Annotated in this window: 14 protein-coding genes, 1 tRNA gene, 2 rRNA genes and 1 riboswitch; of the genes, 15 read left to right on the forward strand and 2 right to left on the reverse strand. The window is 30.6% G+C overall.

Translation table 11 applies throughout. The annotated features are described in order from the left end of the window. From BUA92_RS14340 to BUA92_RS14365, 6 genes are all read left to right on the forward strand, one after another. Positions 1-280 (forward strand): 23S ribosomal RNA (locus tag BUA92_RS14340); the annotation flags it as partial. Between the two features lie 202 nt (positions 281-482). Then, positions 483-599 (forward strand): 5S ribosomal RNA (rrf, locus tag BUA92_RS14345). A 5-nt stretch (positions 600-604) separates the two neighbouring features. Next, a tRNA-Glu gene (locus BUA92_RS14350) sits at positions 605-679 on the forward strand. A gap of 303 nt (positions 680-982) precedes the next feature. After that, positions 983-3,868, forward strand: coding sequence for an ABC transporter substrate binding protein (locus BUA92_RS14355; protein WP_073021003.1), 2,886 nt, complete (start codon positions 983-985; stop codon positions 3,866-3,868). 132 nt (positions 3,869-4,000) lie between these two features. Continuing rightward, positions 4,001-4,693: a DNA/RNA nuclease SfsA gene (sfsA, locus tag BUA92_RS14360; protein WP_073020574.1), complete on the forward strand. Its 693-nt coding sequence runs from the start codon at positions 4,001-4,003 to the stop codon at positions 4,691-4,693. A gap of 67 nt (positions 4,694-4,760) precedes the next feature. Next, positions 4,761-5,291: an NAD(+) diphosphatase gene (locus tag BUA92_RS14365; RefSeq protein ID WP_073020576.1), complete on the forward strand. Its 531-nt coding sequence runs from the start codon at positions 4,761-4,763 to the stop codon at positions 5,289-5,291. 22 nt (positions 5,292-5,313) lie between these two features. Here the strand turns inward: BUA92_RS14365 and BUA92_RS14370 are convergent, their stop codons facing one another. Both BUA92_RS14370 and BUA92_RS14375 read right to left on the reverse strand, forming a co-directional pair. Continuing rightward, the gene (locus tag BUA92_RS14370; RefSeq protein ID WP_073020578.1) at positions 5,314-5,652 is read right to left on the reverse strand and encodes a hypothetical protein; all 339 of its coding nucleotides are present in this window, start codon (positions 5,650-5,652) and stop codon (positions 5,314-5,316) included. Further along, positions 5,636-6,901, reverse strand: coding sequence for a DUF1576 domain-containing protein (locus BUA92_RS14375; protein WP_073020580.1), 1,266 nt, complete (start codon positions 6,899-6,901; stop codon positions 5,636-5,638). Before BUA92_RS14375 ends, BUA92_RS14370 begins: the two co-directional genes overlap by 17 nt. A 105-nt stretch (positions 6,902-7,006) precedes the next feature. Here BUA92_RS14375 and BUA92_RS14380 point away from each other — a divergent pair, with 105 nt between their 5' ends. From BUA92_RS14380 to BUA92_RS14420, 9 genes are all read left to right on the forward strand, one after another. Next, positions 7,007-7,681, forward strand: coding sequence for a beta/alpha barrel domain-containing protein (locus BUA92_RS14380; RefSeq protein WP_073020582.1), 675 nt, complete (start codon positions 7,007-7,009; stop codon positions 7,679-7,681). A 73-nt stretch (positions 7,682-7,754) separates the two neighbouring features. Continuing rightward, positions 7,755-7,921, forward strand: a riboswitch (Lysine riboswitch). A gap of 131 nt (positions 7,922-8,052) precedes the next feature. Then, positions 8,053-9,345, forward strand: coding sequence for a diaminopimelate decarboxylase (lysA, locus tag BUA92_RS14385; RefSeq protein WP_073020584.1), 1,293 nt, complete (start codon positions 8,053-8,055; stop codon positions 9,343-9,345). A 152-nt stretch (positions 9,346-9,497) separates the two neighbouring features. Then, positions 9,498-9,719: a DUF3006 domain-containing protein gene (locus BUA92_RS14390; protein ID WP_073020587.1), complete on the forward strand. Its 222-nt coding sequence runs from the start codon at positions 9,498-9,500 to the stop codon at positions 9,717-9,719. Next, positions 9,720-10,313, forward strand: coding sequence for a signal peptidase I (gene lepB, locus BUA92_RS14395; protein ID WP_083553537.1), 594 nt, complete (start codon positions 9,720-9,722; stop codon positions 10,311-10,313). A gap of 27 nt (positions 10,314-10,340) precedes the next feature. Then, positions 10,341-12,341, forward strand: a complete 2,001-nt coding sequence (gene ftsH, locus BUA92_RS14400; RefSeq protein ID WP_073020589.1) for an ATP-dependent zinc metalloprotease FtsH — start codon at positions 10,341-10,343, stop codon at positions 12,339-12,341. 33 nt (positions 12,342-12,374) lie between these two features. Then, the gene (locus BUA92_RS14405; protein WP_242950173.1) at positions 12,375-14,525 is read left to right on the forward strand and encodes a HelD family protein; all 2,151 of its coding nucleotides are present in this window, start codon (positions 12,375-12,377) and stop codon (positions 14,523-14,525) included. 152 nt (positions 14,526-14,677) lie between these two features. Further along, positions 14,678-15,484 carry a transporter substrate-binding domain-containing protein gene (locus BUA92_RS14410; RefSeq protein WP_073020590.1) on the forward strand — a complete coding sequence of 269 codons (807 nt, stop codon included), beginning with the start codon at positions 14,678-14,680 and terminating at the stop codon, positions 15,482-15,484. A gap of 24 nt (positions 15,485-15,508) precedes the next feature. After that, the gene (locus BUA92_RS14415; protein ID WP_073020592.1) at positions 15,509-16,174 is read left to right on the forward strand and encodes an amino acid ABC transporter permease; all 666 of its coding nucleotides are present in this window, start codon (positions 15,509-15,511) and stop codon (positions 16,172-16,174) included. Next, positions 16,161-16,883, forward strand: a complete 723-nt coding sequence (locus BUA92_RS14420) for an amino acid ABC transporter ATP-binding protein (RefSeq protein WP_073020594.1) — start codon at positions 16,161-16,163, stop codon at positions 16,881-16,883. The genes BUA92_RS14415 and BUA92_RS14420 overlap by 14 nt, the downstream gene beginning before the upstream one ends. The last annotated feature ends 31 nt before the right edge of the window (positions 16,884-16,914 follow it).

A 16,914-nucleotide genomic window follows, 5' to 3' on the forward strand; every position in this document is an offset into this window, starting at 1 on the left:
CGCGGGCGTAGGAAATTTGAGAGGAGCTGTCCTTAGTACGAGAGGACCGGGATGGACTGACCTCTGGTGTACCAGTTGTTCCGCCAGGAGCATAGCTGGGTAGCTAAGTCGGGAAGGGATAAACGCTGAAGGCATCTAAGCGTGAAGCCCACCTCAAGATAAGATTTCCCATAGAGTAATCTAGTAAGATCCCTTGAAGAACACAAGGTTGATAGGTGAGAGGTGTAAGTGTGGTAACATATTTAGCTGACTCATACTAATAGATCGAGGGCTTGACCAATAGTTAACTGGAATATATAATAATATTATTAAAGGAAACTCCTTAGCTAAAGCTAATGAGTAAGTTCGGGGAACTAAATCATAGATTTAGACCCTCACTTATGTGCAATTTTGAAAGAATAAAATTCTTTCCTAAGTCCTTTCAGCGTAGCTGTTAGGATAAGCGACCATACAAAATGTGAAATTTTGAATGTCTGCTTATATTTGGTGATAATGGCATAAAGGTAACACACCTTCCCATTCCGAACAGGATTGTTAAGCTTTATTACGCCGATGGTACTGCACGGGAGACTGTGTGGGAGAGTAGGAAGTCGCCAAATTTTATGGCCCCTTGGTCAAGCGGTCAAGACACCACCCTCTCACGGTGGTAACAGGGGTTCGATTCCCCTAGGGGTCACCATAATCTATATAACTCCCTATAGCTGCAGATATAAGGAGTTTATATATATGTAATAATTTTATTAATAAGAATTTACACCACTCATTAAAGAGTGGTTTTTTGTGTTAAAAATTTATATACTAAATATTTAAATGACTTAAATAACTATCCTTAATAGACAATGGTTTTCCAATATATTATAATGTTAATAAAGAAATTTGTAGAAAAAGAATAAAAAGACATTTTTGGTGGGGTGATAGGGTGTTTAGGGACAGATATTTATGTAAAAATAAAAGGTACATTAAAACATTTATTAAAGAGATAATGGTTATTACATTCTTATTAAATTTATTAATATATCCTGAAACTGTACACTCACAAGAAATTAAAGATAAAAGAGTATTAATTCTAAACTCATATGATTCAGCATATTCATGGACTAATAATGAAGTAGACGGGATAGTAGAGCAAATAAAAGATTATGTACCGGAGGTTAATATTCATATAGAATATATGGATTGGAAGAACTATCCCGAGGAACGTAATATAGAATTATTTAAAGAACTTATAAAATATAAGTATGGCAAAATGGATATAGATGAAATAATAACTACGGATGATTCTGCACTTGAATTTGTAATTAATAACAGAAATGAACTGTTTAAAGATGTGCCAGTTATTTTTTCAGGAGTGTATGAAGATGTTGCTAGACCTATGATAAAGGGGCAGGATAACATCACAGGGATATTTGAAAGTATAGATCCTAAAGGAACTATAGAAGCAGCACTTAATATAATTCCAAAAGCAAAAAATATCTATCTAATACATGATAATACAGAAACTGGAATAGGGTCTTTTGAGGAAGTAAAAAATGCATTAAATAAAATAGATAGAAATATAAACTTAGTGCAATTAAACAATATAGCCATAGATGATTTAGATAATACCTTGCCAGAAATAGATAAAGATAGTATAGTGCTGCTCTCGTCGTATACAAGAGATATAAATGAAAAAACTTTAGATGTTGAAAATATGACGAAGCTTTTAAGTTCAAAAATTCATAGACCTATATTTCAACTTTATGAGATGAATTTAGGATATGGAACTTTGGGAGGAAGTCTCCTAACAGCAGAAGGACATGGTAAGGATGCTGGGAAGATGGCAGCTAGAATATTAAGTGGAGAAAAAGCAGATGATATTCCATTAAATTCGGAATATTCTACTGAAAGTATATATGATTATAATGTAATGCAGATGTATGACATATCTGAAAAGGATTTGCCAGCTGGAAGTATTATAATAAATGAAAAGCCTAGTATGTATAAAACATATAAGAAGTTAATATGGATAGTTATTTCTATAATATTGCTTTTAGTATCACTGGTTTTTATTATGCTTATAAATATTATAAGTCGTAAAAAAGCTGAGAAAAAATTAATGAAGAATAACTATGAATTATCGGCATTATATGAAGAATTGGCAGCATCAGATGAAGAACTTAGAACTCAATATGAGCAGCTTGAGGAGAATAAGGAAGTTATTCAGAAAAATGAGGAAATGTATAGACTTATTTTTGAGACCACTAATGATGGTATATGGGAAATAAATCTAGAGACAGGGGAAAGATATTTTTCTGAAAGATGGCATAAGATTTTTGAATTACCTATTGAAAAAACTGTAGATATGGATAAGTGGTTTGAACTTGTACACCCTGAGGATTATTATATAGCTAAAAATTCAATTGAAGAAATAGCAAGTGGCTATACTGATAGTTTTTCATGTAGTTATAGGATACTTACTAGTAGCGGAGAATATAAATGGATTCATGCTAGAGGAAAATCTATGAGGGATAATAATGGAAAACCTTTTAGAATCGTTGGCTCTCACTCTGACATACATGATAAAAAGATACATGAAGAAAAAATAAAACAAATGGCTTTTTTTGATAATCTTACTGGATTAGCTAATAGAACTCAGTTCGTAAATAATTTTAATGAAGTTATAACCAGATCAGATAGCAATGCACTAATATTTATGGATTTAGATAATTTTAAAAATATTAATGATTCTTTTGGACATACTATAGGGGATAAGCTATTAATAGAAATAGCTAATAGAATTAAAAAGTGTACCAAAGAATCAGATATTGTTGCTAGACTAGGCGGAGATGAATTTTTAATTTTAATTACTAACGTTTATGAAAAGCAGAGTGTTGAGTCATATCTTAATAATATGTTAGAGGAGCTAAGAAATAGTATAGTTATAAATGGTATAAATATTATTACTTCTGCAAGCTTTGGGGCTGCATTATATTCTAAGGATGGCGATAGCTTTGAAGAATTATTTAAGAATGCTGATACTGCAATGTATAAGGCTAAAGAGTCGGGGAAAAGAAATTATGTATTTTTTGAACAATGGATGAATGATGATATAGTGGAAATGGTTATTATGGAAGATAATCTAAGAACAGCTCTTGAGAACAATGAGTTTATATTACATTATCAGCCTAAATATAATCCATATGACTCTAAGATAGATGGATTTGAAGCACTTATTAGATGGAATAATCCAAACTTAGGACTTGTATCACCATTTAAATTTATAGGTATAGCTGAAAAAACTGGATTGATAATACCTATAGGAAGATGGGTGTTAGAGAATGCATGCTATTTTATTAAAGGTTTGCATAATAAAGGCGAAAAAAATATAAGTGTAGCAGTAAATGTATCTGTAATACAATTGGTTCAAAAAGATTTTATTGATATGGTTAATGATATCATAAAAAGAAGTGGAGTTGACCCTAGATATATTAACATAGAGATAACAGAGTCAATTTTAATGGAATCCATAGAAACAAATATATCTAAAATTAATGAATTAAAGAAGATCGGTGTAAAAATATCTTTAGATGATTTTGGAAAAGGATATTCATCTCTTACTTATCTAAAAGACATCCCATTTGATACCTTAAAAATCGATAAACTTTTTGTAGATGAACTATGTAGTGAAAAAGATGATAATGCCATAGTAGGTACAATAATAAAGTTAGCGCATCAAATGAATTTAGAAGTTGTAGCTGAAGGGGTAGAATCTGTGGAGCAGTATAGATATTTGATTAATAATAACTGTGATTTAATTCAAGGTTATTATATTTCTAAACCTATTCCTATAGAGGAAATTGAGGATGTTTTGAAAAAGTATAATAAATAAAATGTCATAATAGCCATCTATTTATCTAAGATAAGTAGATGCTATTTTTAAGTAATAGAAGAAAAAAACTATCCACAGAGCTGTGGAAAAGTATTGTGGATTATGTTGATAATAATAAAAGGCGGTAAATAAATGATATTTAAAAATAATATTAAAAGGGCAAAGTTTATAAAAAGGCCAAATAGATTTAATGCACATGTATTAGTTGATGGTAAAGAGGAGGTTGTACATGTTCCTAATACAGGAAGATGTAGAGAAATTCTTAAAGAAGGAGCTACGGTTATACTTAGAGAAGAGTTAAATCCTAGTAGAAAAACAAGGTATGACTTAATGGCTGTTTATAAAGAAGATAAATTAATCAGCATAGATTCACAGGTACCAAATAAAGTAGTACGAGAGGCGTTAGAAAATGGTGTCATACCTTCACTAAAAGTGTATAATTTAATTGAGAGAGAAAAAACATTTGGGAAAAGTAGATTTGATTTTAAGTTAAGTAATGATTTTGGAGAAGAGTACTACTTAGAGGTTAAAGGTGTTACTTTAGAATTTAGTGGTGAAGCAAGGTTTCCAGACGCTCCAACTGAAAGAGGAACAAAACATGTATTAGAATTAGTGGAAGCTAAAAAACAAGGGAAAGGTGCCGGAATACTTTTCTTAATTCAATTAGAAGAAGTAAATAATTTTAGACCTAATTATGAAATGGATGAGAACTTTGGGAAAGCGGTTAAATTTGCAAAAGAAAATGGCGTAGATATATTGGCATATAACTGTAGGGTTACCGAAGACTCTATAAGCATTTTTAAGGAAGTGAAAGTGAGAATCTAAATCTTTGATTTAGTTCTTCGAACTTACTCCAGTGAGGAAGTTCTAGTTTGATGGGGAGGAACAAAAAATGAAGTTTAAATTTTGTCCATTGTGTGGAAAAAAGTTAGAGATAAGAGATAGCTGGGATGAAGGTGGGGTTCCTTATTGTAGTAGTGATGATATGATGTTTTTTGATACTCCTAAACCATGTGCAGTAATAGCTGTTGTTAAGGACGATGAAATACTACTATTAAAGCAAAGTTACATTTTTAAAAATTCAAAAGTACTGGTTTCTGGTTATGTTGGAACTAATGAAACTGTTGAAGACACTGTATATAGGGAAGTTAAAGAGGAAACCGGTATAGAAATTGAAGATATAAAGTATTTAGGTAGTGATTTTGTTAAGGATAAGGATTTATTAATGTTAACTTATATGGCGAAATATAAAAGTGGAGAAATTAATAAATCATCAGAAGTTGAATGGATTGATTGGAGCAAAATAGAGGATGCTTTATGTGAAATGAGCGAAGATGAAGTAGGTAAAAAAGTTGTTAAAAAGGTTCTTAAAGAGATAGGATATAAGGGAACTAAAGCTTTTACTTGTGAAATAAGCAGATAAAACCATGTTTATCTGCTTATTTCTAATTATATCTTTCTACAGATATAGTTAAAAGGTTGTTTTTATAATTTATTTCAAAATGATCTATCATCATTCCTAATAACGAAAGTTCTGAGGAAGAGTGAAAATCACCATTTAATTCCCAATAATATTCTTCAATTTCATGTAATCTAGGAACACTTAAAACTCTATTTATATCTTCTAAATCAGAAGAGGTAAAGTTATCTGTTTTGCCGCTAATTTTTATTTTTATACTGTTTTCATTGCAGGTTTCAATATCTAAAGAAGTGGCTCCTAATTTATAAAAATAAGCAGTTAGCTCACTTAACATTTTTATACTTTTATCAATTGTGTTTTTCATTTACATTCTCCTTTTTAAATGCATGTATAAGAGGAAGCATAATTACACAAACAAAACCTCCTGACAGGCCATTGTTATATAAATTTAATCCTCCGTGGACATATCCTATATTAGTAACTAAAAATACGTGTAAAAATCCAGCTATTACTCCATATATGAAACCAAAGTTACCGGCTATTGGAGCTAAACAAGTAGAAAATAGTATAGAAATCAACATTTGAGGTGAGTTCACATCAAGTATATTAATAGAAGCCGATAGGGTTGCACCTAAAATAACGGGTAATGTGTTTTTGGGATGTTTACCAAAAGCTGAAAATCCTATTATTGTAAAAATCGCACCCATCAAAGGTCCATTTAACTCTCCTCCTAGTATAAATACTATAATTAAAGATATCAACCCCATGAGACCCATATTTGCATATACACGATTTCCATACATTAAATAATAATCACTTACAAGTCTTCCAGAAGATTTATTTATTAACCTTAGGGAGTTTACTATATTATATTTATTATTACCTGTTAATGATATTAGTAGTAATGATATGCATATCATTATCACAATTATAGATAAAAATTTGTGGCTATCATGAAATAAAATCAGGTTGCTTTCAAAGTCTATTCCCAAAGACCTATAAATTGACATTATAAACATTGCCAAAAGGCCTCCAGAGAACCCTAAATTATATAGATTAAATCCTTGGTGAAGTCTTAAACAATAGGATGAAATAGGAGGTAAAATAAATCCAATACATATTCCTAATAAAAATCCAAGTACATAACCTTCAACAAAAGAAAATTGACTAGTGAAACTCAGCTGAGTTACAGTAGGCGATAATGTTGTACCAAGTAAAGCTATTAATATATAATTAAGAAAAGGTTCTTTTTTGTATTTAGAGAATAGCCAAACCCCTATAATAATTGGCCATATGTTTATTATGTTTTTTCCAAAAAAAGAAAATCCAGTAGTTAGCCATAAAGACATTATAGTAGAACCATTTGGCTTTACTCCAATGTGTATTAAAAGAGCTATCATTGATAAACCAGTCAACCCAACATTTATGAAGGTAGCTCCAATTCCACCTATGGCTAAATAGTCGGTTAGAAGGATATCTGGAGTAGTTAGAATACTTTTTAATCCTAAATAAAGTATATTAAGTTCTGTAGAAATCAGTGGGATTATGATCATCAATCCATAAAGAAGAAAATAATAAGAATAATTTTTTATTAATTTTTTTGTTGCGGTCATATATACCCCCTTAAAATAAAATTTATAAAATTGAAGTTGAAACCATTTATTAGTATATTTATAAGTATTATAATATATTTATAATACTTTGTGGAGGGAAAACATATGTCGATAAAAGAATCTAAATTTGTACCAGAAATAAAAGGCATACTAAGAAACCATGTAATAGAAGTACCTACTATTATAAGAAATTGTAGTGGAATAAAGATATTTGGTAAAAGAATTAAGTCGTTACTATTTACAACTGATGTTGCTATAATAAGAAACACCAATGCTGATGCGATTATAGCTGTATATCCCTTCACGCCTCAACCATTAATAACTCAAGCATTAGTTATGGCGGCAGATGTGCCTGTTTTTTGTGGTGTAGGTGGGGGAATAACTCAAGGGAAAAGAGTAGTAAACTTAGCTCTTGATGCAGAGTTTAAAGGTGCTATGGGTGTTGTTGTCAACGCTCCAACATCAAATGAAATAATTAAAAAAATTAGAAACACTATTGATATACCTGTTATAGTTACTATGGTTTCTGAAAATGAAAACATAGAAGAAAGAATAGAATCAGGAGCCACTATACTAAATGTATCAGGTGGTAAAGATACTGCAGCTATAGTTAAGAGAATAAAAGACCAATATCCTGAATTTCCAGTTATAGCAACAGGAGGACCTACAGAAGAAAGTATCAGAGAAACAATACTAGCTGGTGCCAATGCTATAACTTATACACCTCCATTAGGTGGAGATATTATGAGTGACTTAATGGATAAGTACAGAAATTCATAAAAAAGTGTTGACAAATATATTTAATATGATATCATTGTATCAATAAGTTGAATAGTATATATAGAATATATATACCTAGGGTAGAGGTGCTGTTAGTTAATAGTATTTAGATTGAGCCGGCAAGCTAAGATGTCTAGAGAAAGGAACAACAGCCGAAGAGGTAATACCGGCAGGATTTATCTCTGGTCATGTACATAATATGTGCCTGACTGTCACGTTATGTGGAGAGCTACAAGGTAGGCTGATTGTAATATTATCAATGGTGATTCATTTATAGTTGCCTTTTACAAGAACCTATATTGAGACTCTATCCGTCACAGATTTTTCTGTGACTTTTGTTTTTGGGGTAAATAAATAAGGGGGAATTAAAAATGAAATTATTTGGTAGCATGAAAGTAGAAAACAATCATTTGACAATCGGAGGAATAAATACAAGCGCATTAGCAGCAAAATATGGAACTCCTTTATATATAATGGATGAGGAGCTTATACGCTCAAATTGTAGAGATTATTATAATGAGTTTCAATGCGAAGCTAGAGGTAATAGAGTAGCTTATGCAGGAAAAGCATTTTTAACTTTAGATATGTGTAGATTAGTTATGGAGGAAAGCTTATATCTTGATGTTGTATCGGGTGGAGAACTTTTTACTGCGAAGAGAGCAGGGTTTCCTTTAGAAAAAATATATTTTCATGGAAATAATAAAACTATAGATGAAATTAATTTAGGTGTAAGTTATGGGGTTGGAAGATTTGTTGTAGACAATCTTTATGAAATGGAACAAGTAGATAGAATAGCTAAAGAAAATAATAAGGTGCAAAAAATATATTTAAGAATAACTCCAGGTATAGAAGCACATACTCATGAATATATAAAAACAGGTCAAATCGATTCAAAATTTGGTTTTGCACCAGTTGGAAATATAATTATGGATGCAGTAAGAAAAGCTATAGATCTACAAAATGTTGAACTTTGTGGAGTACATTGCCATATTGGATCACAAATTTTTGATATAGAACCTTATGAGGATGCAGCTGAAATAATGCTAAATCTAATATATAAAATCAAACAAGAAACAGGATATGTTGTGCCAGAGTTAGATTTAGGTGGAGGTTTTGGTATATTCTATACTGATGGAGATAGTCCTAAAGAAACTGGTGATTATTGCAAAGCTATATTAGATAAAGTAGATAAGGTATGTGAAGACTTAAATATAGATAGACCTATAATTACTATAGAACCAGGAAGATCCATAGTAGGTAATGCTGGAACTACTATTTATACTGTTGGTTCCATAAAAGAGATTCCTGGAATTAGAAAGTATGTATCTGTTGATGGTGGGATGACAGATAATATAAGACCATCATTATATAGAGCTGAGTATGAATGCTTAGTGGCTAACAATGTAATAAGTGATTATAGAGAAAGAGTAGCTATTGCTGGTAAATGCTGTGAATCAGGAGATATACTTTTAAATTCTATTGAAATGCAGAAAGTTAATAGTGGAGATATATTAGCAATATTGTCAACTGGAGCATATGGATATTCAATGTCAAATAACTATAATAAGACTCCAAGAGCTGCAGTAGTTATGGTTCAAAATAATAATGAAAAATTGATTTGTAAAAGAGAAACCTATGAAGATTTAATTAGAAATGAAATATAATTAATAAAAGACGACTTAGTCGTCTTTTAATTTTCAAAAAATTTATAAAACTATATAGCTTTTTCTGTTTATAAGAGGTAAAATAAAACTCATACATTAAAACTATTTTAAATATGATATAATTAAAGAGAACCTTTTAAGGAGGAGGAAAAATGTCATCAATCTATATAGTTGATAGGATTGAAGGTAGATATGCTGTATGCGAAACTGAAAAAAAAGAGATGGTTGATATAGAATTGACAAATATTTTTGGTATTGTTAAAGAAGGTAAGGTTATATTAAAAAGAGAAGATGGATATTATGTAGATGAAGAGGCTACAATTAAGAGAAAAGATGAGATTAAAAAACTAATGGAAGGTATGTGGGAGGAGTAAATGCAAGAGAATATTAACGAAGACAATGTTAGTGAAGTCAAAGATATTGAAGAAAATATTAAAGAAGAAGAGATAAAAAAGGTATCGGGGATGAAAGGATTTTTATTTGACTGGATATTACCTGTAGTACTAGCTTTAATTGCTACATTAATAATAAATAAATTTCTTTTATTTAAAGTATATATACCAAGTGAATCAATGAAACCAACATTGGAAAAAGGGGATCAGTTATTTGTAACAAAAGTATATAATTTAGAAAAGTTACAAAGAGGAGATATAATAGTTTTTTATTCTAATGAACTTGGGGATACTTTAATTAAGAGATTAATAGCTTTACCTGGAGAATCGGTAGAAATAAAAGAAGGAAAAGTATTTGTAGAAGGAACTGAAATTAATGAAGAGTATGTAAAAAATCCATCAATATATAATGGTAGTTTTACTGTTCCAGAAGGAAAGTATTTCTTTTTAGGAGATAATAGAGCAAATTCTGCTGATGCTAGATATTGGGCGAATCCATATATTGATGGACATGAAATTAAAGGAAAAGCGCAAGTAAGAGTATTTCCATTTAATAGAGTAGGAATGTTAAAGTAGACGAATGAAAAAGAGGTGAAATGTTTTATGTTTAAAAATAATAAGATGTTAAAATACGTTATCTATGGGGTTATAGCTTTAGTTTTTGTTGTAGCTATAAATTACTCTAAAAGTGCGTTAATGACAAAAAAACTTAAGTATAATGAATTTAAAGAAATGATTAGTGAAAAGCAAATAGAAAAAATAGTGATTGCAGATAACATAATTACGATTACGCCTACTAAAGATAGTGAATACTACGGAAAGAGTGTTTATGTTATACCACTTAATGATGATAAACTCATAGAAGAATTGGATTCAGCTGGAGTAGATTATGAAGGTAAGCAACCTGAGGCGTTTCCTATATTAGACTTACTATTATATTGGGTTGGACCATTTATTTTATTATTCTTTTTATCTAGACTTATGTTTGGCAAAATGGATAAAAAGATGGGTGGAGGAGTTATGTCCTTTGGAAAAAACACAGCTAAACTGTATGCCGAGGATGAAACTGGAATAACCTTTGAAAATGTAGCTGGACAGGAAGAAGCTAAGGAATCTTTAAAAGAAATAGTAGATTTTTTACATAAGCCAGAAAGATATACACAAATAGGTGCTAGATTACCTAAAGGAGCATTACTAGTTGGACCTCCAGGAACAGGTAAAACTTTATTAGCTAAAGCTGTAGCAGGTGAAGCAAAAGTACCATTCTTTTCTTTATCAGGTTCAGATTTTGTTGAAATGTTTGTAGGAATGGGAGCTTCTAGAGTAAGAGATTTGTTTAGGCAAGCAGAAGAAAAAGCACCTTGTATAATATTTATAGATGAAATTGATGCTATTGGTAAAAGTAGAGAAGGAAATATAAGTGGAAATGATGAAAGAGAGCAGACATTAAATCAGCTTCTTGCTGAAATGGATGGTTTTGATTCCTCAAAGGGTGTAGTTATACTTGCTGCAACTAATAGACCTGAGATTTTAGATAAGGCTTTATTAAGACCAGGAAGATTTGATAGAAGAGTAATAGTTGATAGGCCAGACTTAATAGGTAGGGAATCAATCCTTAGGGTACATTCAAAAGATGTAAAACTATCTAGCGATGTTAATATAGAAGCTATTGCAAAATCAACTCCAGGAGCAGTAGGTGCAGACCTTGCAAATATCGTTAATGAGGCAGCTTTAAGAGCAGTAAAACACAAGAGAGCAGTTGTTAGTCAAGAAGACTTAGAAGAAGCTGTTGAAGTAATTATAGCTGGTAAGGAAAAGAAAGACAGAATTCTTTCTCCTATGGAGAAAAAGATTGTTGCTTTCCATGAAGTTGGGCATGCTTTAGTTGCAGCCTTATTAAAAAACACCGATCCAGTTCATAAGATAACTATAGTGCCAAGAACTATGGGTGCATTAGGATACACCATGCAGCTTCCAGAAGAGGAAAAATATCTTGTATCTAAAGATGAGATGTTAGATCAAATTACAGTTATGCTTGGTGGTAGAGCTGCTGAAGAAGTAGAGTTTAATATAATATCTACTGGAGCTTCAAATGATATAGAGAGGGCTACTCAATCAGCAAGAAGTATGGTATCAATATATGGAATGACTGAAACTTTTGATATGATGGCTTTAGAAAATGTTAGGAACAGATATCTAGATGGAAGAAGTGTAGCTAACTGTTCTGAACAAACCTTAACTAGAGTTGATGAAGAAACTTTAAAAATCATAAAAGCTTGCCATAAAAAAGCCATAGAGCTTCTTGAAAACAATAAAGAATTACTTGCTGATATATCAAATGCTCTTTTAGAAAAAGAAACTTTAATGGGGGATGAGTTTATGGAGTTTATATTTGAAAAATATCCAGAACTAAGAGCCATAAAAGAAGAAAAAGATAAAGAGAGACAAGATAGAGAAAAGGCTAAAAAAGCTGTATATGCAAAATCTATAAACAGTATAGATAATTCAGTTAAAACAGAAGAGGATAAAGAAGAGAAGATAGAATTTATTGAAATCAAAAATGATGTTGAAAGTGATGAGATAAAGTCTAGTGATGATAATTAAGATAATAAAAGAGTTTCCGTAGGAAACTCTTTTATGTCGCTATTAGGAAAGGATGTTATTATGGAAGATAAACTATTAAACCTTGATAAAGAAAAACAAGTAGAATTTTTAGTTGAAAAAAGAAAACTAGATGAAACATTAGAAATTATAAAAAAAGAAATTCTATTAGGAATTGCAAAGAGAAAAGCAATTACAGATTATATATTAGAGTATAGAAAAAAGTTTGTAGAAGAATATAGAGATGATGAAGATGCTGTTATAGAATTTTTTGATCATGAAAGATATGCAAAAGAAGAAGCTTATAAAAGTATAGATAGGAAGTTAAGAGAACTTACTATTTTGCAAGAATCCCCATACTTTGGAAGAATCACTTTTATAGAAGAAGATGAGCAATACCCAGAGACAATGTATATAGGTAGATTTGGAGTTACTAGTGAAGTTGAACTTGAGGCAGTGGTTATAGATTGGAGAGCACCCATAGCATCTCTATTTTATAATGGAACACTAGGGAAAGCTGCATATAAAGCTCCAATGGGAGAAATAGATACTGACATATTAGGTAGAAGACAGATAATAGTAAAAAAAGGTGAATTAAAAGGGATATTTGATTCAGCTGTAGATGTTAAAGATGATATATTACAAATGGTTTTAAGCTCTAATTCTGACAGTAAACTTCAGGATATAATAATGACAATCCAACAAGAACAAGATGAAATTATAAGAATGGATAGAAGTAGTAACATCCTTGTAGATGGGGTAGCTGGAAGTGGTAAGACAACTATCGCACTGCATAGAGTTGCGTACTTATTATATAATTTTAGAAAACAATTAGAGGGAAAAGTTTTAATACTAGGTCCTAATTTTATATTTATGGAGTATATTTCTCAAGTATTACCTAGCTTAGGTGAGGTGGGTGTTATACAAGATACCTTCTTAAATTTTGCACTTAATGAACTGGGTGATATTAAAGTGATGGAATACCAAGACTTTATTGAAAAAGTATTAAGTGAAGATAAATATTTTTTGGAAGAGATAAAGTATAAGTCTTCAAAGAAATTTATGCACTTTATAGACGACATAATAGAGAAATCAGAAAAGGAATACTTTAAATATCAAGATGTTTATTATTTTAATGAAGTAGTATATAAAAAAGAAGACATACACAAGTTAATTTCTGAAGATTTTAAATATATGCCCTTATTTAAAAGAAGCGAAAAAGTTAAAAGAGTAATAATGTCTAAGGTTAAAAATAAAAGAGATGAAAAAGTATGGCAGTTAAATAAGGAAATAGAAGAATATAAAAATAATTTATCTAAAGATGAGTTGTTTTTGGAAGAAGTAAATATAGAATTTAGAAGAAAAAATGGAATAAGAGAAATTGTTAGAGAACTTATGAATACAAGAAAAAATTTAGAGAAATTGATAAATCCTGAAGATCCTGTAGAGTTTTATAATAAAATAAATGAGAATAAGGATTTAACTCATTTAGATATAGCTCCAATTTTATATTTAATGGTGAAACTATGGGGAATTAAATATAAAGGGGATATTAAACATATAGTAATCGACGAAGCTCAAGACTACTCTTTATTACAATTCAAAGCGATAAAAGAATATATTGGGTGTAATAACTTTACTATATTAGGAGATTCAAATCAAAGATTAATAAAAGTTGAAGAAACTCCAGCTATGCTAAATTTAAATACTGTATTTGGTGATGTAAAAGAATTTAAGTTAAATAAAAGTTATAGATCTACTCAAGATATCATGGAATACGCTAATAGGTATTTAAAAGAAGATAAGATAGTTCCGTTAGTAAGAAAAGGTGATGAGGTTCAAGAGTATAATGTTAAAAAAGAAGAGATAGTTGAAATAATAAATAACTCAATAGAAGATATGAAAAATAGCGGAATAGATAGTATTGCTATTATAAAGAGAACATCAGAAGGTATAAAAGAGCTTGGAAATCAGCTTAAAGAGAAAAATAATTTAGTTGTTTTCAATAGAGAGGACATAATATATAAAGGTGGAATTGTTGTAATACCATCATATTATGCTAAAGGCTTAGAGTTTGATGGCGTTATTATTGTTGATGAAAGCAGAGAAGAAAAAGAAGATTTAATTAAATATATTATGAGCACGAGGGCACTTCATAGATTAGTAGCTATAAATCAGATAAAATAGTAGTAAAAGTCTATGCTAGAAATTAAGAAAAATGTTAAATATTTTTATGAAAAAATTATAAAAAAGTTATTGCATATTTATAAAGTTAGGTTGTATAATTATCCTTATAAAAAATAAAGAAGATTGCTTTTAATTAAGGGGGAAATTTATAAATGAAAAAAGGAATAGTTAGTAAGATTGTAGCAGCTAGTTTAGTAGGCGTTATGGCTATGGGGTTAATGGCTTGTGGTAAGAAAGAAGAACAAGGTAAAAGTGCACTAGATCAAATAAAAGCTAATGGTAAGTTAGTTATGGGAACTTCACCAGACTTTCCACCATTTGAATCAAAAGATACAAAAGGAAATGTAGTTGGAATGGATGTAGAGATAGCTAAAGAAATAGCTAAAGATTTAGGCGTTGAGTTAGAGATAAAAGAAATGGGATTTGACGGATTATTAGGGGCTCTTCAAGGTAAAAAGCTAGATGTAATTTTATCTGGAATGACTCCAACAGAAGAAAGAAAAGGTGCAGTAGATTTTTCTAGTATGTACTATAAAACAGACAACGTATTTGTAGTTCAAGAAGCAAATAAGAATAAATATGCTAAAATTGAAGATTTAAGTGGAAAGAAAATAGGAGTACAAAAAGGAACTGTACAAGAAGAATTAGTTAATGAAAAGGTAACTAGCCCTGATGTAAATGCTTTAGAAAAAACAGGCGATGTTGTAATGAACTTAAAGAATGGGAAAATTGAAGCAGTTTTATTAGAACAACCAGTTGCAGAAGCTTATGTTAAAAACAATCCAGGATTAGCTTTATCTAAGGTAACCCTTGCAGATGAAGTTGGTGGATACGCAATAGCTATGACTAAGGGTGAATCCGATTTACAAGCAGCTATAAATAAAACCTTAGATAGATTAGAGAAAGATGGAAGCTTAACAAAGTTCTTTGAAGATGCAAATGCTGCAATGGGAGAATAATATTAGCTAGACGGGGGTAGAGTCTTGAAGTTTAATTTTGATTTTTTATCAAAATATAGCAATTATTTTGTAGTTGGAACTAAAACTACACTAATATTAGCATTATCTGCTGTAATAATTGGAACAATACTTGGATTGGTTTTAAGCCTTATGAAGCTATCTAAGTTTAAGGTTTTAAAAGCAATAGCAGTAACATACATTGAGTTTGTTAGAGGAACACCTCTATTAATTCAAATTTGGATCATTTATATAGGATTACCTTTAGTAACAGGTGTAGATTTACCGGATATAATGACTGGTATAATTGCTCTTTCATTGAATTCGGGAGCTTATGTTGCTGAAATAATTAGAGCAGGAATTCAAGCTATAGATAGAGGGCAGATGGAAGCTGCAAGAAGTCTTGGCATGAAAGAAGGATTAGCTATGAGAGAAATAATTATTCCTCAGGCTTTTAAAAATATTCTACCAGCATTAGGAAATGAATTTATTTCTATTATAAAGGAATCATCAATGGTTTCTGTAATTGGAGTAGCTGAACTTATGTATAATACAGGGACTGTAAGAGCAGCATCCTTTATACCTTTTGAACCACTAATAGTAGCAGCACTTATATATTTTGTTATAACATTTATTTTAACAAGAATTATGGGTGTTGTAGAGAGGAGGTTAAAGGCAAGTGATTCACGTTAATAATTTACACAAATATTTTGGACAAAATGAAGTTTTAAAGGGAGTAAATGAACATATAAAGAAGGGTGAAGTAGTAGTAGTTATAGGTCCTTCTGGTTCAGGGAAATCTACCTTTTTAAGATGTCTTAACCTTCTTGAAGAACCGACAGATGGTGAAATAATTTTTGAAGGTAACAATTTAACTGATAAAAAAACAGATATTAATAAGATAAGACAGAAGATGGGGATGGTTTTTCAAAGTTTTAACCTTTTCCCACATAAAACTGTTTTAGATAATATAACTTTGTCCCCGATTAAAGTAAAAGGCTTAACTAAAGATGAGGCTGTTAAAACGGCAATGAACCTTTTGAAAAGAGTAGGTCTTGAAGATAAAGCAAATGCTTATCCGGCATCACTTTCAGGTGGACAGAAACAAAGAATAGCTATAGCAAGAGCTTTAGCTATGGGACCTGATGTAATGTTATTTGATGAACCTACATCTGCATTAGATCCAGAGATGGTTGGAGAAGTTTTGGCTGTTATGAAATCTCTAGCAAGCGAAGGTATGACAATGGTTGTAGTAACTCATGAAATGGGATTTGCAAGAGAAGTTGGAGATAGAATTTTATTTATGGATGGAGGAAATGTGGTGGAACAAGGTACACCAGAAGAAATTTTCTCAAATCCTCAAAATGATAGAACAAAGGATTTTTTATCAAAGGTCCTATAAAAGGAATGGTTTCTTATAAAAAAAGAGTTGT

It is taken from the genome of Clostridium intestinale DSM 6191 (assembly GCF_900130055.1).
Taxonomy (GTDB): Bacteria; Bacillota; Clostridia; order Clostridiales; family Clostridiaceae; genus Clostridium_T; species Clostridium_T intestinale.

What these genes read in the sequence shown, in the direction of transcription:
- lepB (WP_083553537.1), top strand. Translation starts at nt 9,720, where the DNA reads ATGCAAGAGAATATTAACGAAGACAATGTTAGTGAAGTCAAAGATATT.
- BUA92_RS14380 (WP_073020582.1), top strand. Translation starts at nt 7,007, where the DNA reads ATGTCGATAAAAGAATCTAAATTTGTACCAGAAATAAAAGGCATACTA.
- BUA92_RS14375 (WP_073020580.1), bottom strand. Translation starts at nt 6,901, where the DNA reads ATGACCGCAACAAAAAAATTAATAAAAAATTATTCTTATTATTTTCTT.
- BUA92_RS14355 (WP_073021003.1), top strand. Translation starts at nt 983, where the DNA reads ATGGTTATTACATTCTTATTAAATTTATTAATATATCCTGAAACTGTA.
- sfsA (WP_073020574.1), top strand. Translation starts at nt 4,001, where the DNA reads ATGATATTTAAAAATAATATTAAAAGGGCAAAGTTTATAAAAAGGCCA.
- BUA92_RS14405 (WP_242950173.1), top strand. Translation starts at nt 12,375, where the DNA reads ATGTCGCTATTAGGAAAGGATGTTATTATGGAAGATAAACTATTAAAC.
- BUA92_RS14390 (WP_073020587.1), top strand. Translation starts at nt 9,498, where the DNA reads ATGTCATCAATCTATATAGTTGATAGGATTGAAGGTAGATATGCTGTA.
- BUA92_RS14410 (WP_073020590.1), top strand. Translation starts at nt 14,678, where the DNA reads ATGAAAAAAGGAATAGTTAGTAAGATTGTAGCAGCTAGTTTAGTAGGC.
- ftsH (WP_073020589.1), top strand. Translation starts at nt 10,341, where the DNA reads ATGTTTAAAAATAATAAGATGTTAAAATACGTTATCTATGGGGTTATA.
- BUA92_RS14370 (WP_073020578.1), bottom strand. Translation starts at nt 5,652, where the DNA reads ATGAAAAACACAATTGATAAAAGTATAAAAATGTTAAGTGAGCTAACT.
- lysA (WP_073020584.1), top strand. Translation starts at nt 8,053, where the DNA reads ATGAAATTATTTGGTAGCATGAAAGTAGAAAACAATCATTTGACAATC.
- BUA92_RS14365 (WP_073020576.1), top strand. Translation starts at nt 4,761, where the DNA reads ATGAAGTTTAAATTTTGTCCATTGTGTGGAAAAAAGTTAGAGATAAGA.